At 69.8% G+C, this 23418-nt stretch carries 20 protein-coding genes and 2 tRNA genes; 10 read left to right on the top strand and 12 right to left on the bottom strand.

The annotated features are described in order from the left end of the window. Positions 1-71: 71 nt before the first annotated feature. The 7 genes from ACFY16_RS01615 to ACFY16_RS01585 all read right to left on the bottom strand — a co-directional run bounded on the left by ACFY16_RS01615 (position 72) and on the right by ACFY16_RS01585 (position 7945). On the bottom strand, positions 72-1481 hold the full coding sequence (locus tag ACFY16_RS01615) for an amino acid permease (RefSeq protein ID WP_390645056.1): 1410 nt from the start codon (positions 1479-1481) through the stop codon (positions 72-74). 122 nt (positions 1482-1603) lie between these two features. After that, entirely contained in the window at positions 1604-2512 is a 909-nt protein-coding gene (locus ACFY16_RS01610) for a TauD/TfdA dioxygenase family protein (RefSeq protein WP_390645055.1), read from the bottom strand. A gap of 14 nt (positions 2513-2526) precedes the next feature. After that, positions 2527-3867: an LLM class flavin-dependent oxidoreductase gene (locus ACFY16_RS01605; protein ID WP_390645054.1), complete on the bottom strand. Its 1341-nt coding sequence runs from the start codon at positions 3865-3867 to the stop codon at positions 2527-2529. Then, positions 3864-4598: an ABC transporter ATP-binding protein gene (locus ACFY16_RS01600; RefSeq protein ID WP_390645053.1), complete on the bottom strand. Its 735-nt coding sequence runs from the start codon at positions 4596-4598 to the stop codon at positions 3864-3866. Before ACFY16_RS01600 ends, ACFY16_RS01605 begins: the two co-directional genes overlap by 4 nt. After that, the gene (locus tag ACFY16_RS01595) at positions 4574-5443 is read right to left on the bottom strand and encodes an ABC transporter permease (RefSeq protein WP_390645052.1); all 870 of its coding nucleotides are present in this window, start codon (positions 5441-5443) and stop codon (positions 4574-4576) included. The genes ACFY16_RS01600 and ACFY16_RS01595 overlap by 25 nt, the downstream gene beginning before the upstream one ends. Positions 5444-5448: 5 nt before the next feature. After that, entirely contained in the window at positions 5449-6516 is a 1068-nt protein-coding gene (locus ACFY16_RS01590; protein WP_390645051.1) for an ABC transporter substrate-binding protein, read from the bottom strand. A 223-nt stretch (positions 6517-6739) separates the two neighbouring features. Further along, complete coding sequence (locus tag ACFY16_RS01585) at positions 6740-7945, bottom strand: ROK family protein (protein ID WP_390645050.1); 1206 nt, start codon at positions 7943-7945, stop codon at positions 6740-6742. Positions 7946-8413: 468 nt separating this feature from the next. Between ACFY16_RS01585 and ACFY16_RS01580 the strand changes: the two genes are divergently transcribed. Beyond that, complete coding sequence (locus tag ACFY16_RS01580) at positions 8414-8998, top strand: biotin transporter BioY (protein WP_390645049.1); 585 nt, start codon at positions 8414-8416, stop codon at positions 8996-8998. An 89-nt stretch (positions 8999-9087) separates the two neighbouring features. On the opposite strand, the gene ACFY16_RS01575 is transcribed toward ACFY16_RS01580, so the two are convergent. After that, the gene (locus ACFY16_RS01575) at positions 9088-9810 is read right to left on the bottom strand and encodes an LPXTG cell wall anchor domain-containing protein (protein ID WP_390645048.1); all 723 of its coding nucleotides are present in this window, start codon (positions 9808-9810) and stop codon (positions 9088-9090) included. Between the two features lie 333 nt (positions 9811-10143). On the opposite strand from ACFY16_RS01575, the gene ACFY16_RS01570 reads away from it, so the two are divergent. Then, entirely contained in the window at positions 10144-12195 is a 2052-nt protein-coding gene (locus tag ACFY16_RS01570) for a protein kinase (protein ID WP_390646069.1), read from the top strand. Between the two features lie 63 nt (positions 12196-12258). On the opposite strand, the gene ACFY16_RS01565 is transcribed toward ACFY16_RS01570, so the two are convergent. Then, positions 12259-13734 carry an amino acid permease gene (locus ACFY16_RS01565; RefSeq protein WP_390645047.1) on the bottom strand — a complete coding sequence of 492 codons (1476 nt, stop codon included), beginning with the start codon at positions 13732-13734 and terminating at the stop codon, positions 12259-12261. Positions 13735-13939: 205 nt separating this feature from the next. Between ACFY16_RS01565 and ACFY16_RS01560 the strand changes: the two genes are divergently transcribed. Together ACFY16_RS01560 and ACFY16_RS01555 are read left to right on the top strand one after the other, a co-directional pair. After that, positions 13940-14425 carry a ribose-5-phosphate isomerase gene (locus ACFY16_RS01560; protein ID WP_390645046.1) on the top strand — a complete coding sequence of 162 codons (486 nt, stop codon included), beginning with the start codon at positions 13940-13942 and terminating at the stop codon, positions 14423-14425. A gap of 67 nt (positions 14426-14492) precedes the next feature. Next, on the top strand, positions 14493-15302 hold the full coding sequence (locus tag ACFY16_RS01555; protein ID WP_390645045.1) for an Fpg/Nei family DNA glycosylase: 810 nt from the start codon (positions 14493-14495) through the stop codon (positions 15300-15302). Between the two features lie 7 nt (positions 15303-15309). Here ACFY16_RS01555 and ACFY16_RS01550 read toward each other — a convergent pair whose 3' ends face one another. Then, positions 15310-16560 carry a GNAT family N-acetyltransferase gene (locus ACFY16_RS01550; protein ID WP_390645044.1) on the bottom strand — a complete coding sequence of 417 codons (1251 nt, stop codon included), beginning with the start codon at positions 16558-16560 and terminating at the stop codon, positions 15310-15312. Between the two features lie 162 nt (positions 16561-16722). Here ACFY16_RS01550 and ACFY16_RS01545 point away from each other — a divergent pair, with 162 nt between their 5' ends. Further along, complete coding sequence (locus tag ACFY16_RS01545; RefSeq protein WP_390645043.1) at positions 16723-17904, top strand: PP2C family protein-serine/threonine phosphatase; 1182 nt, start codon at positions 16723-16725, stop codon at positions 17902-17904. Between the two features lie 62 nt (positions 17905-17966). Continuing rightward, positions 17967-18428, top strand: a complete 462-nt coding sequence (locus tag ACFY16_RS01540) for an HD domain-containing protein (RefSeq protein WP_390645042.1) — start codon at positions 17967-17969, stop codon at positions 18426-18428. 8 nt (positions 18429-18436) lie between these two features. Here the strand turns inward: ACFY16_RS01540 and ACFY16_RS01535 are convergent, their stop codons facing one another. Then, positions 18437-19555, bottom strand: a complete 1119-nt coding sequence (locus ACFY16_RS01535; protein ID WP_390646068.1) for an acyltransferase family protein — start codon at positions 19553-19555, stop codon at positions 18437-18439. 554 nt (positions 19556-20109) lie between these two features. Here ACFY16_RS01535 and ACFY16_RS01530 point away from each other — a divergent pair. Continuing rightward, positions 20110-20304: a hypothetical protein gene (locus ACFY16_RS01530; RefSeq protein ID WP_031130848.1), complete on the top strand. Its 195-nt coding sequence runs from the start codon at positions 20110-20112 to the stop codon at positions 20302-20304. A 153-nt stretch (positions 20305-20457) separates the two neighbouring features. Here ACFY16_RS01530 and ACFY16_RS01525 read toward each other — a convergent pair. Beyond that, positions 20458-20528, bottom strand: a tRNA-Gly gene (locus ACFY16_RS01525). A gap of 139 nt (positions 20529-20667) precedes the next feature. On the opposite strand from ACFY16_RS01525, the gene ACFY16_RS01520 reads away from it, so the two are divergent. The 3 genes from ACFY16_RS01520 (at position 20668) to ACFY16_RS01510 (ending at position 23300) form a co-directional block, all read left to right on the top strand. Beyond that, positions 20668-20744, top strand: a tRNA-Pro gene (locus tag ACFY16_RS01520). Between the two features lie 177 nt (positions 20745-20921). Then, positions 20922-22310 carry a trigger factor gene (gene tig / locus ACFY16_RS01515; protein WP_390645041.1) on the top strand — a complete coding sequence of 463 codons (1389 nt, stop codon included), beginning with the start codon at positions 20922-20924 and terminating at the stop codon, positions 22308-22310. Between the two features lie 381 nt (positions 22311-22691). Further along, positions 22692-23300, top strand: coding sequence for an ATP-dependent Clp protease proteolytic subunit (locus ACFY16_RS01510; protein WP_030779489.1), 609 nt, complete (start codon positions 22692-22694; stop codon positions 23298-23300). Positions 23301-23418 lie beyond the last annotated feature (118 nt).

The raw sequence follows: 23418 nt of genomic DNA, 5'->3' as shown, positions 1-23418 counted from the left end.
CCGTCCACCGATCGGTGGACGCGAAGGCCCCCACGTGTTCGACGTGAGGGCCTTTCGGTGAGCGCGCGGGTTCAGCTCCTGGCGCGCGCCCGCTGCCAGGCGTACCCGACCGCGGCCAGGACGAGCGTCATCCCGCCCGTCGAGTACAGCTGCACGCGCGTGTCGGGCTCGCGGGCCATGAGGACGAAGATCGCCGCCATCCCGGCCAGCGCGACCCACGTCAGCACCGGGAACGCCCACATCCGCACGACCAGCTTCTCCGGCGCCTCCTGCTCCAGCCTGCCGCGCAGCCGCAGCTGCGAGACGGCGATGAAGATCCAGACGACCAGGATGACCGCGCCGATCATGTTCAGCAGCCAGGGGAAGACGTCGTCGGGCCGCCAGTAGCTGAGGACCACGCAGGCGAAACCGAAGACGCAGGAGGCGAGGACGGCGGCGCGCGGGACCCCGCCGGACACCTTCCCCAGCGCCTTCGGGCCCTGGCCCCGCTCCACCAGCGAGTACGCGATGCGCGAGGAGCCGTAGATGTTGGCGTTCATCGCGCTCAGCAGCGCCACCAGCACGACCACGTTCATCAGCTGGCCGGCGCCCGGGATGCCGAGGTGGTCGAGGGCGGCGACGTACGGGCCCTTCTCGACGACCTCCTTCGAGTCCCAGGGGACGAGGGTGACGATGAGCGCCATCGAGCCGATGTAGAACAGCGCGATGCGCCACATCGCCGTACGGACCGCGCTCGCCACGCCCTTGACCGGGTTCTCCGACTCGGCGGCGGCGATCGTCACCGTCTCCAGGCCGCCGTACGCGAAGACCGACGCCAGCAGGCCGATGACCAGGCCCTCGCCCCCGTTCGGGAGGAAGTCGGTGAGGTTCGAGGCGCCCGGGGAGTCGGTGCCCGGCAGAACGCCGGCCAGGGCCAGCACGCCCAGCACGAGGAACAGGGAGATCGCGCCGACCTTCAGGGCCGCGAACCAGAACTCGAACTCGCCGAAGTTCTTCACCGCGGCCAGGTTCGCCCCGCAGAAGACGACCATGAAGAGGGCCACCCAGGCCCACTCGGGCGTGCCCGGCAGCCAGCCGGTGACGATCTTCGCGGCGCCGATGCCCTCCAGGCCGACGGCCGTGCACAGCAGGACCCAGAAGGACCAGCCGGCGGTGAAGCCCGCCCAGGGGCCGATGGCCCGCTCGGCGTGCGCGGAGAAGGACCCCGAGGAGGGGTGGGCGGCGGACATCTCGCCGAGCATCCGCATCACCAGCATCACAAGGAGGCCGGAGACGGCGTAGGCCACGACGATCGACGGCCCGGCGGCGGCGATGCCCGCGCCGGAGCCGACGAACAGGCCGGCGCCGATGACGCCACCCAGGGCGATCATCGACAGATGGCGCTGCTTCAGCCCGTGGGAGAGGGAGTGGGGGGAGGGGGAGGCGCCGTCCTGTTGGTCCTTCTGCGGCGGCGTCTCGACGGGGGTGCTGCTGCTGGGCATGGGCGCGGCTCGTTCAGTGCGGGGGGATGGTCAAAAACTCCCACAGTCTGGGCGGCCTCTCCGCTATGTGGGAGCGGCCGCCCACTATCCGGACGCGTGCTTTACGGGTCGTAGCGCCCCGGTTACGCGGCGGTCGTGGTGGCGACCGTCGTGTAGTGCGAGGCGTCGCCCTCGATCGAGTAGCTCTCCTTGCCCTCGATGCCGACCGGCACGTCGCCGGCGACGGTCACCCGGTGCAGACGGCGCGGCAGGCCGTCGTAGTTGTCGACGGCGTAGTGCTGGGTGATGCGGTTGTCGAACAGGACCAGCTGGTTCTCCGACCAGCGATGGCGGAGGATGTTCTCCGGCCGGACCACGTACGCCTGCAGCAGGTCGAGGATCTTGCGGGACTCGCCCGGCGACAGGCCCACGATGCGCTGGGCGAAGCCGCCGATGAACAGCCCGCGCTCACCGGTCAGCGGGTGGACGCGGACCACCGGATGGACCGTGCGGTACTTGATCGACGTGAACAGGGCGCGCTGGGCGGCCTGCTCCTCGTCGATCTCCTCCTCCGGTACGGCGTAGTCGTAGTCGTTGGTGTGCTCCGCCCACAGCGTGTCCGCGAGCCGGCGCAGCGACTCGGGCAGGTCGCGGTAGGCGGCCGCCGAACTGGCGATCAGGGTCTCGCCGCCGTACGGCGGGATCGTGATGCTGCGCAGGGTGCTCGCCTGCGGCGGGTTGAGGACGAAGGTGACGTCGGTGTGCCAGTGGTTGGCGGCCCGGCCGCGTTCGCTGTCGACGGGCAGCACGTTCGGGGCGCCGTCGACGGCGGCCACCGTCGGGTGGGCGGTGGTGACGTCCCCGAAGCTGCGGACGAAGGTCTGCTGGCCCTCGTCGTCGAGGCCCTCCGCGTCGAAGACGAGGGCCTTGTGGACGTTGAGCGCCTCGCGCAGGGCGGCGGTGGTCTCCTCGTCGAGCGGCTCGGTGATGTCGACGCCTGAGATCTGGGCGCCGATGTTCGCGGTGACCTTGCGGATCTGGATGTCGGCCATGTCTGCCGTTCCTTTCAGACGAGTGCGGGTGCGACGTCGACGTACTGGTTGGCGGGGCGCGGGAGGCCGTAGCGCTCCCGCAGGGTCTGCCGTGGGCCGTATTCCGTGCGGAGGAGGCCCCGGGTGCGCAGGATCGGGACGACGTGGTCGACGAAGGCGTCGAGGCCGGAGGGCAGCACCGCGGGCATGATGTTGAAGCCGTCGGCGGCGCCCTGGGTGAACCACCCCTCGATCGCGTCGGCGACCTGCTCGGGCGTACCGGCGAAGGTGAGGTGCCCGCGGCCGCCGCCGAGCCGCCCGATGAGCTGCCGGACGGTGAGGCGTTCGCGCCGGGCCAGCTCCACCACGAGCGTGTAGCGGCTCTTCGCGCCCTCGATCGCGCTCTCCGGCGGCAGGTCGGCGGGGAGCCGGCCGTCGAGTTCGAGGGTGCCCGGCTCCAGGTGCAGCAGGTTCTCCAGGCGGCCCACCCCGTGCGTGTACACGATGTGGTCCTCCAGGACCCGCTCGTCGGCGAGCGCCTCGGCCTCCGTCGAGCCGATGACCGGGACGATGCCGGGCAGCACCTTGATGTGGTCGGGGTCGCGGCCCTCCTGAGAAGCGCGGGACTTGAGATCGGCGTAGAAGTCCTGCGCGTCCTTCAGGGTCTGCTGGGCGGTGAACACCGCCTCCGCGTACCGGGCCGCGAACCGCTTGCCGTCCTCCGAGGAGCCCGCCTGCACGAGGAGCGGGTAGCCCTGCGGTGTACGGGGCACGTTGAGGGCGCCCTCGACGCTGAAGTACGTCCCCTTGTGCCGGGGCGGGTGGATCTTGGCGTCGTCGCCCCAGACGCCGCCCGCCTTGTCGGCGACGATCACGTCGTCCTCCCAGCTGTCCCACAGCTTGAGGGCGACGTCGAGGAACTCGGCGGCGCGTGCGTAGCGCTCCGCGTGGGCGGGCTCGGTGTCCAGACCGAAGTTGCGGGCGGCCTCGGCGCCCGCGGTGGTGACGATGTTCCAGCCCGCCCGGCCGCCGCTGATGATGTCGAGGGAGGCGAACTTGCGGGCCAGGTTGTAAGGGGAGTTGTAGGAGGTGGAGGCCGTGGCGATCAGGCCGATGTGCCGGGTCGCCGTCGCCAGGGCGGTGAGGAGCGTGAGCGGTTCCAGGGCGCCCGAGGGACGCTGGGCCACGCTGTTCCACAGCTGGGGGCCGTCGGCGAGGAAGAGGGAGTCGAAGGTGCCGCGTTCGGCGATCCGGGCCAGGTGGACGTAGTGCTCCAGCTGGACGTGGGCGTAGGGGTCGCTCTCGGGGAGCCGCCAGGACGCCTCGTGGTGGCCGGTGTTCATCAGGAACGCGTTCAGGTGCAGGTGCCGGGTCATGCGTGGTCCTCCGTCACGCCCAGGGCGGCGAGCAGCCGCTCCCGGTACTCGCCGAGCAGCGGGTCCCGGTAGGAGCGCGGGTGCGGTCGGTCGATGGACAGGTCGAGGCCGATACGGCCCCGGTCGAGGACGAGAATCCGGTCGGCGAGCACGATCGCCTCGTCCACGTCGTGGGTGACGAGCAGCACGGCCGGCCGGTGGCGCTCCCACAGCTCGCGCAGCAGGTTGTGCATCTTGATCCGGGTCAGCGCGTCCAGCGCGCCGAACGGTTCGTCGGCGAGGAGCAGTTCGGGCTCGCGCACCAGCGAGCGGGCCAGGGCGGCGCGCTGTGCCTCGCCCCCGGACAGCTCGTTGGGCCAGGCCCGTTCGCGGTCCTTCAGCCCCACTTCGGCGAGGGCTTCGCGGCCCTTCCGTGCCGCCTCCTTGCCGTCGAGGCCGAGGAGCACGTTGTCGAGAATCCGCCGCCAGGGCAGCAGCCGGGAGTCCTGGAAGACCACGGACACCCGTTCCGGGGCGGTGAGCTGACCGCTTCCGGCGACGTTGTGGTCGAGGCCGGCGACGGCCCGCAGCAGTGTGCTCTTGCCGGAGCCGCTGTGCCCGAGGAGGGCCGTGAACTGGCCGGCGGGAAGGTCCAGGTCGATGCCGTCGAGGACGGTACGGCCCTCGAAGGACCGGGTCAGGCCGCGCAACTGCACGGCCGGACGGGTCAGTTGCTCAGTGTGCGGCGCCACGACAGCACCCTCCGTTCGATGAGACGGACCGCGGTGTCGGAGACGAGACCGAAGACGCCGTAAATGAGGAGGCCGACCAGGATGACGTCCGACTGGCCGTAGTTCTGCGCCTGGAACATCATGTAGCCGAGGCCGCTGGTGGCGTTGATCTGCTCCAGGACGACCAGGCCGAGCCAGGATCCGGTCACTCCGAGCCGCAGCCCGACGAAGAAGCCGGGCAGGGCGCCGGGGATCACGATCTGCCGGATGAACCGGAGCTTCGACAACCCCTGCACCTCGGCGAGTTCGACGAACCGGTTGTCGATGCCGGACAGCGCGGCATGCGTGTTGAGGTAGATCGGGATGTAGACGACGATGGCGATGATCGCGATCTTGAAGGTCTCGCCGATGCCCAGCCAGAGGATGAACAGCGGGATCAGACCGAGGGTCGGGATCGCCCGGTTGAGTTGCACCGTCCCGTCGATCAGCGCCTCCCCGGTCCGGGTGAGCCCGGACGCGAGGGCCAGCACCACGCCGGCGGTCAGGCCGATCGCGAAGCCGTAGGAGGCGCGCTCCAGCGAGGTGAGGATGTCGGTGGTCAGCGTCCCGTCGGTCCACAGGTGGGCGCCGGTCTTCACCACCGTCCAGGGCGCGGGGATCGCGCCGGTGTCCAGCTGTCCGGCGGCGGATGCGACGGCCCACAGGGCGATGACGAACAGGGGGCCGACGAGCCGGGAGGCGGGCAGAGGCTTGCCGGGGGCGAGTCCGCGGCGTCGGCGGCGGACCCGGGGGCCGTCGTCGTCGACGGCGACGGCGGGGACCGCGGTCACGGTCGTGCTCGTGGTCGTGCTTGCGCTGGTGGTCATGGCGGTCAACTCCGGTACTCGGCTGCCACGGACTTGGCGGCGATGCCCTCGAAGCGGTGGTCGAAGAGCGAGGAGACGTCGAACTTCTTCACGAAGCCACCCTCCGCGAGGAGGTCCGCGGTCTCCTGCTCCCACTTGACGGCCTCGTCCCAACTCGGCGGGAACAGCGGCTTGTTGGCGAGCGCGGTGATCGACTTGGCCTGGTCGAGGGTCAGGTTCTGCGTCTTGACGTAGAACTCCTCGTTCCAGACGTCCGGGTTCTCGTAGCTCCACACCAGGCCCTGCGCCCACTGCGGGATGTAGGCGGCGACGGCGGCCGCCTTCGCCTTGTCGTTCAGCACGGACGTCGGCGCCCACAGCAGGTTGAGCAGGTCGACGACGTCGGTGGTGATGACGCGGGCGCCCTTGGACTCGTACTGCTTGAGGTAGGCGGGCGACTGGGTGTTGCCGAGCGGGGCGATGTCGACCTGGCCGGACTGCAGGGCGGTGAGGAACTGGTTGCTGGTCAGCGGGACGAGCTTCACGTCGTCGTACTTCAGGCCCGCCTGCTTCAGCGCCCGCAGCAGGACGACGCCCTGTGCCTGCCCCTGCGAGAACGCCAGCTTCTTTCCGCGGAAGTCGTCGACGCTCTTGATGTCGCTGCCGGGCTTGGTGGCGAAGACGTAGTTCGGCTTGCGCGTGATGTTGATCGCGACGATCTTCGCGTCGAATCCCTGGTAATGCGCCTGGATCGGCGGAATACCCGCATTGTTGGCAAGGTCGAGCGACTTCGCCCGGAAGGCGTTGATGACATCGGGGCCGGCCCCGATGTTCAGCCAACTCGACACCGTGAAGGGCAGTTCGGGCAGCTTCGCCAGCTTGAACTGCAACTGTTGCGTGCCCTGATAGGAGGCGATCTTCAGGCTCGTGCCGGCGGGCACCTTGTCGGCGAGCGGAGCCGTCGAGGCGCCCTTGCTGTCCGCGGCGGCGCTGCTCTCGGCGCAGCCGCTGAGACCGGCGACCCCCGCGGCGGCGCCGAGCAAAGAGGCGAGGAAGAGGCGTCGGTCGACGCCGGGCGCACGGGAAACGGGCATGGGAGGACCCCCAGGGGAACGGAAAATACAGACACAGGCAGGCGGAATTCCGGGTACGGCAGGACCCGGAAAAAAGGAATTCACACAAGGAACTCACACGGCGAAATGCGCGGAGAGGGGCGCGCTCCCGGCGCTCCGGGCGTCAGCAACAGAAGGTGCGACAGCTCATGAGAAAGATGTTCCTGTCTCCGCGTAAGGCCTGTCAACATTCGGAGTTTCTGAATTAAGTCAGCGCGGGCGAGACGTCCGCAGCCAGCGGATCCCGGTAGAGCACGTCCAGGGCGACCGCGCCGCCCGCCACCGCGAGAACCGAGTCGGGGAAACTGCTCGGCGAGACGGCGGCGCTCCGCTCCGCCCCGACCTCCTCCCGCAGCGCGGCCAGGCAGTCCTCCCGGTACAGCGCCCCGACCTCGGTGACGACGACGCTCTCCGGGTTCAGCACGTCCAGCAGCAGCCCCGCCGCCCGCCCCACCATCCGCGCGCGCTCCCCCAACAGCCGTACGGCCACCGGGTTCCCGGCGTCGGCCGCGGCGACCACATGCATCGGGTTGACGCCGTCGATCACCCCGGCCTCGCGGGCCCGCCGGCACAGGGCCCGCTCGCTGAGCTCGACCTGGAGACAGCCCACCCGCCCGCACGCGCAGGGCTCGGTGCCGCCGGCCAGCGGCAGATGCGCGATGGCGCCCGCCTGTGAGCGCGGGCCATGGTGCACCTCGTCATTGGTGGCGAACGCCGCGTCGACCATGTTCCCGACGAACAGGTGCAGCACGCTCCGGCTGCCGCGCGCCCGCCCGAACAGCCGCTCCGCGTTCACCAACGCCCGTGCGTGTCCGTCCACGTGCACCGGCAGCCCGGTGCGGTCACCGACCGCGTCCCGCACCGGCACGTCCCGCCACCCGAGCAGCGGATGCTCGACGACGGTCCCCGAATCCCGGTCCACCCAGCCGCCGGCCGCGACCCCGACCCCCACGGCCCGGCTGCCCGGAGCGCCGGCCAGCAGCGCCCCCAGCCCGTCGGCGGCCCGCGCCAGCACCTCGGAGGGATCGGGACTCCGATGCTTCAACTCCCGCCGTGCCACCACCCGGCCGCGCAGATCGAGCAGCGCGACGGTCGTGTACGGCACGGCCACGTGCACCCCGCCCACCACGAACCGTGAGCCGTCCAGGTCCACGGGGACGTGCGGACGGCCCACCCCGTTGCTGCGCCGGGGAACGGCTGCCTCCTGGATCAGCCCGAGGTCGGCGAGCCGGGCGCAGTGGTCGGTGACGGAGGCCGGAGACAGCCCGGTCAGTCGGGCGATGGTGCTGCGCGCGACGGGCCCGTGTTCCAGCACCGAACGCAGGATGACACTGGCGCTGGTGCGGCGCCGGTCGCTGTCCGCGATACGGGGGACGGGGGAGGTCAGGGTGGGTGCCGCGGTACGGGGCATGGGGCATCTTCCTCGGGGAGCCGGTCCGACACTGCGCCGTCTGCTGACGTGAGGCGCGCACCGGATCGCTCCGTCCGCCTCACCAGGAGAGGCGACAGGTGGCCGTGCCCTGGCGTCGCAGGTCGACATAGCGACGCGACGAGAAGTACCGGGCCTGGGCAACCATGCGTTCGAAGTTAGCAAAGCGTCCGACCCCTGCCCAGACGGCGACCGACGGGCGAGACGGCACCCACAGCGCCCGCCGCCCGCATTGGCGAAACCCTACAGATGGCCGCCGTACCACTCCCGTTGCTCACGCCACCCGACCTCAGTGACCGGCATCACGCTGAACCATGCGTAACCAGCTTCCTTTGTGCGAAGCCCACCAAGCCCTTGATCCCCCCTTTGTCGAGCGCTGACGGTGATCACCCCGTGATCGCTGGGATAGCGTCACGATGTCCCTCGCTGCCCTCACCCCGCGGAGTCCCCATGAGCACCGCCGCCGCCACTGCCACCGCCCGCCCAGGACAGGTCCTCGCCGACCTCCTGCCCGCCTCCCGCGTCCGGGACATCGCCCTCGTGCTCGGCGGCGCCGCGCTCACCGGCCTCGCGGCCCAGCTCTCGGTCCCCGTCCCGGGCTCCCCGGTGCCGGTGACCGGGCAGACCTTCGCCGCCCTGCTGGTGGGCACCGCCCTCGGCGCCGGCCGCGGCGTCTTCGCCCTCGCCCTGTACGCGCTGGCGGGCATCGCGGGCGTGCCGTGGTTCGCCGACGGCACCTCCGGCTCCGCCGCGCCGTCCTTCGGCTACATCCTCGGCATGCTCCTCGCGTCCACCGTCGTGGGCGCCCTGGCCCGCCGCGGCGCCGACCGCTCCGTCCTGCGCATGGCGGGCACGATGCTGCTGGGCGAGGCGATCATCTACGCCGTCGGTGTCCCCTACCTGGCGCTGGCCGCCGACCTGTCCGCCTCCGCCGCGATCGCGGCAGGCCTCACCCCGTTCCTGATCGGCGACGCCCTGAAGGCGGCCCTGGCGATGGGCGCGCTGCCCGCCGCCTGGAAGCTGATCAAGCGCTGACGTCATAGTTCGAACGCGGAAGAGGTTCGCCGGGTCGTGCCGCGACTGCGCCCGGCGAGCCTCTTCGCTGTTTCTTCCTCCGCGCTCGCTCAGTTCTGCCGCGCGCGCGGCAGCCGCCGCGACCACCACAGCCCGGCCGCACCCGCCGCGACGAGTGCCGCGCCGGCCGCGCCCAGCGGCAGGACGTCGCGTCCTACGCCGGTCTTGGGCAGCTCGTCACCGCCCGGCGCCACGGGCTGGTTGTCGGTGCCGAGCAGCAGCGGGGTGGCAGGGGCGTTCGGCGACGGGTTCGTCGTGCCGAACGGGACCGGTCCCTGCTGCCAGAAGGTCTTCTTCCCGTCTGCGGTCTGAACGGGCAGGCAGATCTTCCCGGTCTTGCTCAGGTCGTACGTCGCGGACACGTCGTACGACTTCGACTTGCCCGCCGCGAGATTGCCGACGGCGCAATTGAAACCGCTGTTCGAACCCGGCGGAAGATCCTTTTCCGCGATCGCCGAGCAACCCTGGACGTTCGTGACCTCGAGGCCGTCGAAACCGACCACCCACATCCTGATGTCGCCGCTGTCCTCGGTCCCTTCGTTCTTCACCGTGGCGGTAATCGCCGTCTTCTTCGAACTGTTGTCGACCGAGATCTTCTCCGGCAGCAGCGTGGTCAGCTTCACGCCCGCCGGTGCCTCGTCAACGACCTTTCCCCCCTTGCTGCTGCCCGGTCCCTGGTCATCGGCGGTGGCCGTGAACGGAAGGATCATCACGGCCGAGAAAGATGCCGTGACCAGCGATCCCGCAATGGCCGTCATCCGACGAGAACTCATGTTCGTCCCCCTTGGGTCCCCCTGGACTGCGCCTGAATTCGCAGTACTTGAAGAGGTACCACAAGATTTCTCCGCACTATGCTGGTACGGCATCAAGTGTGACCATTGTGTGCCAGGGGAGACCGACCGGACTGCCGGTGAGGGGGGTGCAGCGGATTGCGGGGGAACTCGGGAAACTCGGGAAACTCGAGTAATGCGGGAAACAGGGGAAACGGGGAAGACCGGGGAAGTGCGGGAAACGCGGGAAACGCGAGGAGCGGCGGTGTTCCAGGGCTGCTGGTGACGGGGCGCTATCGGCTGGTCGAAAGCATCGGCCAGGGCGGAATGGGGCGCGTGTGGCGGGCTGTCGACGAAACGCTCGACCGCCTGGTCGCCGTCAAGGAGATGCGCATCGACGGACCCGACGCGGAGGACACCCGCACCCGCCGCGAGCGCACACTGCGCGAGGCCCGGGCGACGGCCCGGATCGACCACCCCCACGTCGTGCGCGTGTACGACGTGGTGGACGAGGGCGAACGCCTGTGGATCGTCATGGAGTTGGTGGCCGGCCGCTCCCTGGAACGGGCCCTGGCGGAGGACGGCCCACTGAGCCCGCGTGAGACGGCACGCATCGGCCTCGGCCTGGTCGCGGCACTGCGGCAGGTGCATGCCGGGGGCGTCCTGCACCGTGACATCAAACCGGGCAACGTCCTGGTGGAGACCGGCCGACGACGCGTCGTCCTGACGGACTTCGGCATCGCCGCGATCCAGGACGCGAAGGCGCTGACCATGGTCGGCATGCTGGTCGGCTCACCCGACTACATGGCCCCCGAACGAATCTCCGGCCGCCGCCAGGGCCCGCCGTCCGACGTCTGGTCCCTGGGTGCGACCCTCTGCGCGGCCCTGGGCGGCCGCTCCCCCTTCTCTCGCGACACGACCTTGGCGACCCTGCACGCGGTCCTCTACGAGGAGCCCGAACTCCCCGCCACGGCAGGCCCGCTGCGCGACATCCTGGCCGCGCTCCTGGAGAAGGACCCGGCGGCACGCCCGTCCCTCCAGGATGTGGAGTCCGCCCTGCAACCGGTCGCGTTCCCGGCGCCCGTCTCCGGATCCCTCTCTCCCCCCGCACCCACCTCCGGATCCCTCTCTCCCCCCGCGCCGGTGTCCGGGACCCCCTTCGCTTCCGCACCCGCACATCCGCCCGCCCCCGAGCCGCAGTCGGGTCCGTTGCCCGGTTCTGAGTCGCAGTCGGGTCTGTTGCCCGGTTCCCACCCGCAGCCCGTACCACCGCCCGTCCCCGACCCGCAGCCCGGACCACCGCCCGTCCCCGAGGCGCCCTCAGGGGCCACCCCGGCGCCCGCCCTCGACCCCGACCCCGAGGTGCTGCCACTCCGGCAGACACCGGTGTCGGAGCCGGCGACCCGAGTCCTTCCGCGGGCCCCGGGGGAGAAGCCCACGCCGGCCTTTGTGGACGCCCCGCGTGACCCCAGGCAGCCCGCCCCCACCCCCGCCCCCGTACAGGACGCGATACCGCCGCAGAGCCCGACGCCCACCGAGGAAGCGCGGCCCGCACCCGCGCTCCATGAAACCGCCACCCGTACCGAACACACCGCACCCCCTGCCCCCCACACCACCAACTCCTCCACGGAGCGTTCCGAGACGTCCTCCAACGCCATGGGCACCGGAGTCGCCCGGGCGCAGGCGCAGGCGGTGACGGAGCGGCGCCCGGTGCCCGTACTGGGGCCGGGCGACCCGCCGGGTCCCGCCCGCCCGGCCACCCCCGGGCGAGGCCGGCGCCGTACGGCAGCCCTCGTCGCCGCCGTAGGCGTGGTCACCGCGGGAGCGGTCGCGGGGATCGTGCTGGCGACGGCGTCCTCCTCGCCCGACGACACCGGGGCAGGGGCATCCTCACCGTCCGCCTCACCGAAGACGTCCACCGGTACCCCCTCGCCCACGGTCGAGGGCACCTCCCGGCCCCCGAGCCTGCCGCCGGGCGCGCACCAGGAGGCAGGCGGGTTCGCGTGGGTGACGCCCAAGGGCTGGCGGAGGGACGTGAAGACGGGCGCGGAGGTGCACTACACCTCACCCGACGGCAGACAGGAACTCGTGGCCAAGTCCTCCCTGGCCCGCGGCGACCTGATGGACACCTGGCGGACCTCGGAGCAGAACGCCCACCAGGGTCGGGGCTACCGCAAGATCCGCCTGGAGGAGACGACGTTCCGCGGCAACCCGGCGGTCGTCTGGGAGTACACCTTCACCCTCAGGGGCACCCAGTGGCACGCCAGCCTGCTGGGCTTCAACGCGAACGGGAAGTCGTACCAGATCAACACCTGGTACCAGCCGGAGACCGAGCCCCAGGCCGTGAAGACGTACAACCAGGTGAAGGAGGACTTCACCGTCCTGTGAACGCGTGAGGGGAGGGAACCCGCGGGCTCCCTCCCCTCACGCGCGGCGATGAGGCCGCAGACGTCAGCCCACGGACACCTTGTCGGCCTCGACCTCGCCCACAGCAGCCTGGCGGCTGCCGCGGACCTTCTCCTTCACCACGGCGATCACGATCACGACCGCCGCGACCAGCAGCGACAGCAGCACGGTCGTACGCCCGCTGCTCTCACCCTCGGTGTCGGTCAGCATGTAGCCGAGGACGAACACGATCAGTGCGGCCGTCGCCCAGGTCAGGTACGGGTACAGCCACATCTTCACGACCAGCTTCTCCGGCGCCTCGGCCTGGATGATCTTCCGCATGCGCAGCTGCGAGAAGCAGATCACCAGCCACACGAACAGGGCCACCGCACCACTGGAGTTGACCAGGAAGAGGAAGACCGAGTCCGGGAACTTGTAGTTGAAGAACACGGCGACGAAGCCGAAGAGGACGGAGGCGATGATCGCCGCCATCGGCACACCGCGGGACGTGGTCCGCGCGAAGGCCTTCGGCGCGTCGCCCCGCCGGCCGAGCGAGAAGGCCATGCGGGAGGCCGTGTAGAGACCGGAGTTGAGGCAGGACAGCACCGAGGTCAGCACGATGAAGTTCATGATCTGACCGGCGTGCGCGATACCGAGGGAGTCGAGGGCGGCGACGTACGAGCCGTCCTTCTTGATGGAGGGGTCGTTCCACGGCAGCAGCGTGACGACCACGAGGATCGAGCCGAGGTAGAAGACTCCGATGCGCCAGATGATGCTGTTGGTCGACTTTGTCACGGCCCGCTGCGGGTTCTCGGACTCACCGGCGGCCAGCGTGGCGATCTCGCTGCCCATGAAGGAGAAGACGACGAGCAGCACACCGGTGAGGATCGCGCCGGGCCCGTTGGGCAGGAACCCGCCGTGGTCGGTCAGGTTCCCGAGTCCTGCCTTGTCGGTGTGCGCGCCGGGCAGCACGCCGAAGACGGCCAGCGCGCCGACGACGATGAACGCACCGATCGCCACGACCTTGATCCCGGCGAACCAGAACTCGAACTCGCCGTACGAACCGACGGAGACGAGGTTGGTGGCGGTGAGCACCACCATCACGATCAGGGCCCAGCCCCACTGCGGGACGGCGGGGATCCATCCCTCGAGGATCTTGGCACCGGCGGTCGCCTCGACGGCCAGCACGACCACCCAGAAGAACCAGTAGAGCCAGCCGATGGAGAAACCGGCCCAACGGCCGAGGGCCCGGTCGGCGTGGGCGGAGAAGGAACCGGACGTCGGATTGGCCGCGGACATCTCACCGAGCATCCGCATCACCAGCACGACGAGCGTGCCGACGAGGGCGTACGACAGGAGAATGCCGGGTCCGGTGGTGGCGATACCGGTACTGGAACCGACGAACAGGCCGGCGCCGATGACACCACCAATGGCGATCATCGAAAGGTGGCGGTTCTTCAGACCGGCGTGGAGACCGGAACCGGGTTCTCCAGGGTCTCCCTGGCCACTTCCGGCCTTCGTCAGGGTCGGCTGCGAAGTCATGGACGGATTTCCTTTGCGCCGCTTGAGGGGGGCTCCGTACGAGCGGTGTACGAGTTGGACCAGTGAAACGGAGGCTCAGGGATTCGGGAACCTTTGATTCCGGATTGTTACTTGAGGTTTCCCTGAGGTTCTGTAGTCTTGCTCACACTTTTCCGCCGCGGCACCCGGAGCTGCTACCCCGCAACACCCGTGTCACACTCGTCCCATGCGCGTGTATCTCGGCTCCGACCATGCGGGCTTCGAACTCAAGAACCACCTCGTCGAATGGCTCAAGGCGGCGGGTCACGACCCCGTCGACTGCGGCCCCCACATCTACGACGCCCAGGACGACTACCCGCCCTTCTGCCTCCGCGCCGCGGAGCGGACGGCCGCGGACCCCGACTCCCTCGGCATCGTGATCGGCGGCTCCGGCAACGGCGAGCAGATCGCCGCGAACAAGGTGAAGGGCGTACGGGCGGCTCTCGCCTGGAGCGAGGAGACGGCGTCCCTCGGCCGGCAGCACAACAACGCGAACGTGATCGCGGTGGGTGGGCGCATGCACACGGAGGAGGAGGCGACGAAGTTCGTCGAGACCTTCCTCAACACCCCGTTCTCCGGTGACGAGCGTCATATCCGCCGCATCGACATGCTGTCCGACTACGAGACGACGGGCGACCTCCCGCCGATCCCGGCGCACCACCCGCAGCAGTAGGCAGGTTTTCCGAGACCCGCCCGTCGAAGGACCGAGACGGGCGGGTGGGTGGAAAGGACGAGGTCACGTGCCAGAGGGGCACACGATTCACCGGCTCGCGCAGGACTACGCCGCGCGTTTCTCCGCTCGGGCGGCACGCGTCTCGAGCCCCCAGGGCAAGTTCAGCGACGCCGCCGCACTTCTCGACGGCACCCCCCTGAACACCACCGACGCCCACGGAAAGCACCTGTTCCTCGGCTTCCGGGACGCCGACTGGATCCATATCCACCTCGGTCTCTTCGGCAAGGTCGGCTTCGGCGACGCCCCCGCGCCGCCGCCCACGGACACCGTCCGCCTCCGCCTCGCCAACGACACCGCGTACGTCGACCTCCGCGGCCCCACCACCTGCGCACTGATCACGCACGCCGAGAAGCAGGCGATACACGACCGCCTCGGCCCCGACCCCCTCCGCGAGGACGCCGACCCGGCAGCCGCGTACGCCCGCGTCCGCCGCAGCCGTACGACGATCGCCGCCCTCCTCATGGACCAGAAGATCATCGCCGGCGTGGGCAACGTCTACCGCGCCGAGGCGCTCTTCCGGCACCACATCGACCCCTACCGCGCCGGCAAGGACATCACCCCCGCCGAGTGGGACGCGATCTGGGCCGACCTGGTCGAGCTCATGCGCGAAGGCGTCCGCAACAACCGCATCGACACGGTCCGCCCGCAACACACCCCGGAGGCGATGGGCCGCCCGCCCCGCGTCGACGACCACGGCGGCGAGGTCTACGTCTACCGCCGCGCCAACCGCCCCTGCCACATCTGCGGCGACGAGATCCGCACCGCCGACCTCGCCGCCCGCAACCTCTTCTGGTGCCCGACCTGCCAGAAAAAGTGACGTACTGCTAGAACCCGTGCGGCAGCCAGGGCGCCACCAGCCCCCCGAACCCCACCGAAGCCTCGGCCAGCGCCCCCCGCCGTATCTCCCGCACGCGCCCGGCCCCCGCCAGCGAGGCCAGCGACACCCCGCCGAGATAGGCCGCGCCCAACTCCCGTACGGACAGGGCGAGATCAGCCGCATCCGTCGTACGGACGCACGACGCCCCCTTCGCGACTCCCGTCAACCGCCAACGCCCCGAGTTCCACGGACAGAACGCGTCCTCGACCTCGAACACCACGTCCACCGGCGCCAGGTAGGTCCGCGCCTCCAGCGCCGCCCCGACCTCCACCAGACGCAGGTACAACGAGTCCCGCACCCGCAGCCGGCACCGCCGGATGTCGGACACCTGGTGCTGCCACGCCTCGTCGACGGGCCGCCCGCGCACCTTCAGTGACGTCGTCAGGTCGATGCCGAACAGGAAACGCCACAGCGCCGCCTCGGTCGCCGGATCGAGCGCCGCCAGGTCCTGAAGGACCACCTGGCCGTTGTGCCCGGAGTCCGTCCACTCCAGCTTGACCCGGAAGCGGGCGTACCCCGTGGGCTCCCCGTCCCGCTCGGCGACCACGCACTGCAGCGGTGACGCCCCGCCCCGCTCGTGCTCCGAGTCGAGCAGCCACACCCGCTCCCAGCCGGGCTGCCGGGCCAGCATGCCCGCACGCGAGAGCACCGTCCGCGCGTACACGGACTCACACGCGTCCAGGGCGTCCGTCGGCTGCTCGTACCGCAGACGTACGGCATCGGTACCGTCCGGCACGGACAGCCGTACCCGATCGGTGTCGATCTCGGCGCTGACACCGAAGGTCGCCGGGGCGTACCCGAACCGTCCGTAGATCTCGGGCTCGGAGGCGGTGAGCACCGCCAGCGGCTCGCCCCACGCGCGTACGTCGTCCAGCTGCCGCCGCATCATCGAGGTCAGAATGCCGCGCCGGCGGTGCGTGGCGGCCACGCCGACCATCGTGACGCCCGCCGCGGGCACCGAGGCGCCGCCCGGCACGGTCACCCGGAAGGCGAACGCCCCCGCCGAACCCACGCACCGGTCCCCGTCCCACGCACCCAGCGAACGGTCGAAGTCGGCGAGCTCGTGCCACAACTCCCGCTCCTCGGCCGACTCCTCGCCGCCACCGAAGGCGCGCAGCAGGTTGCCGTACCACTGATCCCAGTCGTCCTGCCGCAGCACCCGCAGGTCGGTCGCCCCGTCGGGCAAGTCAGTCACCATGAACCATGCGTACCAGGGCAATGCGGGACGAGCGAACGAATTTCTCCGTGCCCACAGCGCAACGGCTTTCCGTGAAGTTCACTGTGAAGTCGAACCTCGGACGGGGGACAAGTGGGACCTCCCGTGCCAAGCAGCTGGTCCGATGGATAGGGTCCCGAACTAATGGCAGCAGGACGAGAGCGGCGCGCAGCGGCCGATACGTTCACGGCCCGGTTGAAGATGCAATGGCACCGGGCCCGCGTCGGCGTGCGCAGATCCGCGGTGGACTACTTCCGAGGGGACGGCTCGGACTGGATCGCGCTGGCCGGACTGTTCCTCACCATCCCCCTGATCGCGGCCACGACGCTCGCCAACTCCGTGTGGTGCTCGCCGGCCGCGCTGGTCCTGCCGATCGTCGCGGGCGGCCTGCTGCTGCGCCCGGCGAGCCTGCTGGGCCTGTACGCCGCGGCGGCCACGGCCCTGATCGTGGAGTCGGTGAAGCTGGGCCCCTACACGGAGGGCCCCTCCCGGGTCACGCCGGGCGTGGTCCTGGTCGTCGCGGCCTGCGGTTTCGTAGGACTGCTGATCGCCCAGTTCCGCAGCCGGGTCGGTGTGCCCTGGCGGCGCGGCGGCACCATGCTGTTCGACCTGCGCGAACGCATCCGGGTGCAGAGCAAGCTGCCGAAGCTGCCGCGCGGCTGGCACCGCGAGATGGCGCTGCGCCCGGCCGGCGGCCAGTCCTTCTCCGGCGACTTCGTGGTCGCGGCCCGTACGAACGGCGGCCGCACCCTGGAGGTCGTGCTCACCGACGTCTCCGGCAAGGGCATGGACGCGGGCTCACGCGCCCTGCTGCTGTCGGGCGCCTTCGGCGGCCTGCTCGGCTCGCTCCCCCCGCACGCCTTCCTCCCGGCCGCGAACGGCTACCTCCTGCGCCAGGACTGGGACGAGGGCTTCGCGACCTCCATCCACCTGGTCCTGGACCTGGACTCCGGCGACTACGAGCTCTACTCCGCCGGACACCCGCCGGGCCTCCAGCTCAGCGCGGGCAGCGGCCGCTGGGAGGAGAAGGCCGCCGAGGGCCCGCTCCTCGGCGTGTACGACGGCGCCCAGTTCGACCCCGTGAAGGGCACCCTGCGCGCCGGCGACGTCCTGATGCTGTTCACCGACGGCCTCGTCGAAACCTCCGACCGCGACATCGTCGAGGGCATCGACCGGCTCACCGGCGAGGCCGACCGCTATGTGGCCGGCGGCTTCCAGGGAGCCGCCTGGCACCTCATCGAGGCGGTGGCGAAGGACGTCAACGACGACCGGGCGCTGCTGCTGGTCTGCCGTGAGGGCCCGACCGCGGCAGCCGCCGTCCGATGAAAGGCCGCTGAAGGCCGACGAAGGCCGACGAAAGGCCACGGAAGGGCCTTGGAAAGGCACCCATGCTGACTCTCTCCGAGGTCGAGGCCCTGGCCCGGGCCGCGCACGAGGGACAGACCGACAAGGCCGGGCGGCCGTACGCCGAGCATCTGCGGGCCGTCGCGGACGGCGTGCGCGAGCGCGGCGGGGACGACGAGCAGATCGCGGCGGCCTGGCTGCACGACTCGGTCGAGGACGACGCGCTGTCCGCACAGTGGCTGCACGAGGCCGCGCTGACCCGCCGTACGAAGGACATCGTGCTCGCCGTCACCAAGCGGAAGGGCGAGGAGCCGACTGCGTACGCGCGGCGCATCCTCGCCACTCCCGGCGCGCTGCTGGTGAAGGAGGCGGACCTGGCGCACAACGCGGACCCGGCGCGCCTGGCGGTCCTCGACGAGGCCACCCGCACACGACTGACCGAGAAGTACGCGCGGATGCGCGCACTTCTCGGTCTCAAGGAACCGGAAACCGAACCGGGCCGCTGACTCCGGCCCTAGACACCGACCTTGTCGCGCACGCTCTGTCCGTTCTGTGCGCCTTGTTCCTTCTTCTCGCGCTCGCGGGCCAGTTCGGCCGCGTCCCGCTTGAAGGCCCACGCCATCTTCGGCTCCATCGCGAACCGGAACACCCGCTGCACGGGCGGCGTGCACAACAGCGTCACGGCCGCGGCCGCGAGGACGCTCACGAGGATCTCGCCGAGCGGCCGGTGCAGCCAGGCGTGGTCGAACCAGCCGCGGTACTCGCCGGCCTTGACCAGGAAGCCGTGCAGCAGATAGCCGTACAGCGTGCCCGCGCCGAGCGCCGTGAACCACATCTTCCGGCCCGGCACCCAGGAGAAGAAGCAGGCGGTCAGCAGCAGCGAGCAGCCGAACAGCGCCAGTTGCATCACCGGGCCGGCCCACCAGGGCGCGCCCAGTTGCTGCGCCGAGTCGCGGTGGTAGAGCCATGCGACGTTCATGCGCGGCACCGCCCACCAGCCGAAGGCCAGCGCGAACGCGAACACCGGCACGGACAGGATCCGCACCGAACGGCGGCGCACCAGCCGGAAGTGCTCGGGCTTCAGGCACAGGCCCAGCACGAAGAACGGCAGGAACTGCAGAACACGTTGGAGGTCCAGGTCGTCACCGATGTTCGGTGTGACGGACGCGAGCGCGGCGACGCCGAGGGCGAGCGGCAGCGGCCAGCGCACCAGATTCCAGATCGGCGTGGTGAGCCGCCAGATGAACAGCGCGCACAGGAACCAGGTCAGATACCAGGGGTCGAGGAGGCTGATCTCCTGGTCCGGGGCATGGTCCACGACCCGCTTGAAGAGCGGATAGGCCGTCTCGAAGAGGATGTACGGCACGGCGACGCCGGTGACGAGCCGCTTGAGCCGGTCCGGACGCGCGTCGAAACTCCGCGAGAAGAAGCCGGAGATGACGATGAACGCCGGCATGTGGAACGCGTACACGATCATGTACGCGCCCTGCAGGATCCGGCTGTCGCCCTTCAGCGGCTCCCAGGAGTGGGCCACGGCCACCAGCACGATCGCCAGGTACTTGGCGTTGTCGAAGAACGCGTCGCGCTGCTTGGGCTGTCTGTCCTGCGACCGATTGTCGGGATTGTTCTGCATGTTCTGCTTGTTCTGCTTGTTCTGGTCCTGCTGGACATGCGGCGGGGGCGAGGCAGCGTGGAACATTTGAGGCACCCTAGCGTCGTCCATGGCTTTCCGTAAAACCCTCCACGTCAATATGGCTTATCGGGTCCGGCTACCCCGAGATTGCCCGAAGTCGACCTCTCTGCCGACGTGATGACGCCCACAGGGCAGGGCATCCAGGGTGCGGCAGTTCCTCCCCTGATGTCGCAATTCATCCCGACGAAAGGGTGCATAAGACCAGTGGGGTAAGTGCCCGCCACGCACCTCTGCCCACAATTCGAATTCGCTGCGCACGCGTTGTGTGGACACGGAAACGATCCCTGTAATTCCCTGTGCGGGTGCACCTTCGAATTGCTGTACGGGGTTCGTCGGACGGTTGAACGCGCGGGCGGGCGCGTCTCGATCGTGGCCGATGATGCGTCACGTGCCGCATACGTGGGCCGTGTTGGTGGCACGATGGTTCTGGCGGGGGTGCGCGGGGCCGGCATCCCCTGGCCGGGAGAGCGAACCGACCGAGGGTGTGATCAGTTGTGGCCATTTCACTGTCCGTGGTGCTGCTGTTGGCGATCATCCTGGTGGTGTTGATCCGGGGCGGCTCGATCAAGGCGGGCCCCGCGATCGTGGCGATCCTGTTCGGCTTCTTCCTCGCCTCGACGGGCATGGCCCCGTCAATAAACCGCTTCCTCAACTCGATAGCGGACACGATCAACTCGATCAGCTTCTGACCGATCGATCGGAAGCTGATCGACCGGTTCTGGATCGGCCTCGGGTCGGTCCCGGGCCGGGACCGGAATGGTCGGAAACCGGCGTCCGGCCCCGGAAAACGCCTCGGGGCCGGACCGAGGACTGAATCCTCGGTCCGGCCCCGGGCCGTAGAGAGCGGGCGACGGGAATCGAACCCGCGTAGCTAGTTTGGAAGACTAGTGCTCTACCATTGAGCTACGCCCGCACGGAAGCGCCGCAGGTCGGACGACCGCGACACAGATGCATCGTAGCGGTTCGTGCGCCGTCGCCGCACACCCCGTTCGCCCGGAGGAAATGCGGCAGCCTCACTGCCTGCGTGCATGTACCCTACGTGTCGCACCAGACGGGGTGTGGCGCAGCTTGGTAGCGCGTCCGCTTTGGGAGCGGAAGGCCGTGGGTTCAAATCCCGCCACCCCGACCATTCAGTCACCACATGTGATCACCCCACGTGATCGCCTTTGGGAGCGGGCAGCCGCTGCGGTTACTATGCAAGCTGCGCGCCCGTGTGTCTCACGTCTGAAGTCTCCGGGCGACGAAATCCGCCGGACCCGTCGGGTCCCGGCAGAAACCAAGAAGTCAGCCACAAGGAGACCGAACCGTGAAGAGCGCCGTGGAGACCCTGAACCCGACTCGGGTTCGGCTCACTGTCGAGGTGCCCTTCGAGGAGCTCAAGGACAGCCTCGACGCGGCGTACAAGAAGATCAACCAGCAGGTCACGGTGAAGGGCTTCCGGAAGGGCAAGATCCCGGCGCGCGTCATCGACCAGCGGTTCGGCCGCGGTGCGGTCCTGGAGGAGGCGGTCAACGACGCGCTTCCGAAGTTCTACACGGACGCGGTCAACGAGGCCGAGCTCAACGTGCTGGGCCAGCCCGAGGTCGACATCACGGAGCTGAAGGACGGCGAGACGCTGAACTTCACCGCCGAGGTCGACATCCGCCCGTCCCTCGAGATCCCGGACTACTCCGGCATCGAGGTCGAGGTCGACGCCGTCGAGGTGTCGGACGAGGACGTCGAGAAGTCGGTGGAGCAGCTCCGCGAGCGCTTCGCGTCGACGAGCCCCGTCGAGCGCGCCGCCCAGGACGGCGACGTCGTCACCATCGATCTGGAGGCCAAGGTCGACGGAGAGGTCCTCGAGGACGGCGTCGCCGACGGCGTCTCCTACACCATCGGCTCCGGTGAGCTGCTGGACGGGATCGACGAGGCCGTGAAGGGCCTGGAGGCCGGTGGCGAGGCCACCTTCACCTCCGAGCTCAAGGGCGGCTCGGCGGCCGGCAAGGAGGCCGAGGTCACCGTCAAGGTCACCCAGGTCGCCGCGCGCGAACTGCCCGAGCTGGACGACGACTTCGCGCAGCTCGCCTCGGAGTTCGACACCCTCGACGAGCTCAAGGGCGACAGCCGCAAGCGCCTCGAGAACATGAAGCAGTACGACCAGGCCACGCAGGCCCAGGAGCGCGTCCTGGAGAAGCTGCTCGAGCTGGTCGAGGTCCCGGTCCCCGAGAAGCTGCTCGAGGACGAGATCAACACCCGTAAGCACAACCTCGAGCACCACCAGCTCGGCCAGATGGGCCTCGACCTCGCGAAGTACCTGGAGATCCAGGGCAAGACCGAGGAGGAGTTCGAGACCGAGACCCGTGAGGCCGCGGTCAAGGGCATCAAGACCCAGTTCGTGCTGGACGAGCTCGTCAAGGTGGAGAAGCTCAACGTCAACCAGGAGGAGCTCACCGAGCACCTCATGCGCCGCGCCGCCTCCTCCGGCATGTCCCCCGACCAGTTCGCCCAGGCGGTCGTCGAGGGCGGTCAGGTTCCGCTGCTCGTCGGCGAGGTCGCCCGCGGCAAGGCCCTGGCCCTCGTCGTAGAGGCCGCCACGGTCAAGGACACCAACGGCGAGGTCATCGACCTGGACGACGAGGAGGAGGCCGAGGAGGCCACCACCGAGGCGCCCGAGGCCGAGACCGAGGCCGAGGTCGAGGAGAAGCCCGAGGCCTGACGCCCGCGCCGCTTCTGACGTACGTACGAACGGGCCCCGGGGACACATGTCCCCGGGGCCCGTTTCGCGCCCTGAAGGGGCGCGGGGCTGTGATCTCGTGCGGCTCCGCCGCGTGGGCGCGACCAGCCACGACGCACCCGCGGCCGCCCACCGCCGAAAGTCCCACGGCGCCCCGAATTCCGCCCCACGCCACTGAGTGACCTGCGCTCACAGCGAACAGTTCCTTTTGCGGGATTCCCCGAAGGGACCCGCGCGTTAGGGTCCATGAGTACGAGGGCAGGGGAGTCCCCGGAAACGGCCGGACGGCCCCGAGCCCCGGCAGAACACGTGAGACGGCCCGGCGCCGTCGTAAGACGAGCAGGTGGATACGTGACGAATCTGATGCCCTCCGCCGCCGGCGAGCCTTCCATCGGTGGTGGCCTCGGCGACCAGGTCTACAACCGGCTGCTCGGCGAGCGGATCATCTTCCTCGGCCAGCCGGTCGACGACGACATCGCGAACAAGATCACTGCACAGCTGCTGCTCCTTGCCGCCGACCCGGACAAGGACATTTACCTCTACATCAACAGCCCGGGCGGTTCGATCACGGCCGGTATGGCGATCTACGACACCATGCAGTTCATCAAGAACGACGTGGTGACGATCGCCATGGGCCTCGCGGCCTCGATGGGTCAGTTCCTGCTCAGCGCGGGTACGCCCGGCAAGCGCTTCGCGCTGCCGAACGCCGAGATCCTGATCCACCAGCCCTCCGCCGGCCTGGCCGGCTCGGCCTCGGACATCAAGATCCACGCCGAGCGGCTGCTGCACACCAAGAAGCGCATGGCGGAGCTCACCTCCCAGCACACCGGCCAGTCGGTCGAGCAGATCACCCGCGACTCGGACCGCGACCGCTGGTTCGACGCCTTCGAGGCCAAGGAATACGGCCTCATCGACGACGTGATCCCCACGGCCGCCGGCATGCCGGGCGGCGGCGGTACCGGGGCGGCCTAGCAAGGGCCCGTGCGGGCCCGTAGGGCCCGGCCAAGGCCCCGGGTTCCCCCGGAAGGCCCCGCCGACGGGCCCAGGCCCTCACAGGGCCGTACGCGCCTCCTCCAGCCCCCAGCCACCG

This window comes from Streptomyces sp. NPDC001315 (genome assembly GCF_042896175.1).
Taxonomy (GTDB): Bacteria; Actinomycetota; Actinomycetes; order Streptomycetales; family Streptomycetaceae; genus Streptomyces.
The sequence above is the reverse complement of the archived record's forward strand: the minus strand, read 5'-3'. Positions and strand labels throughout refer to the sequence as shown.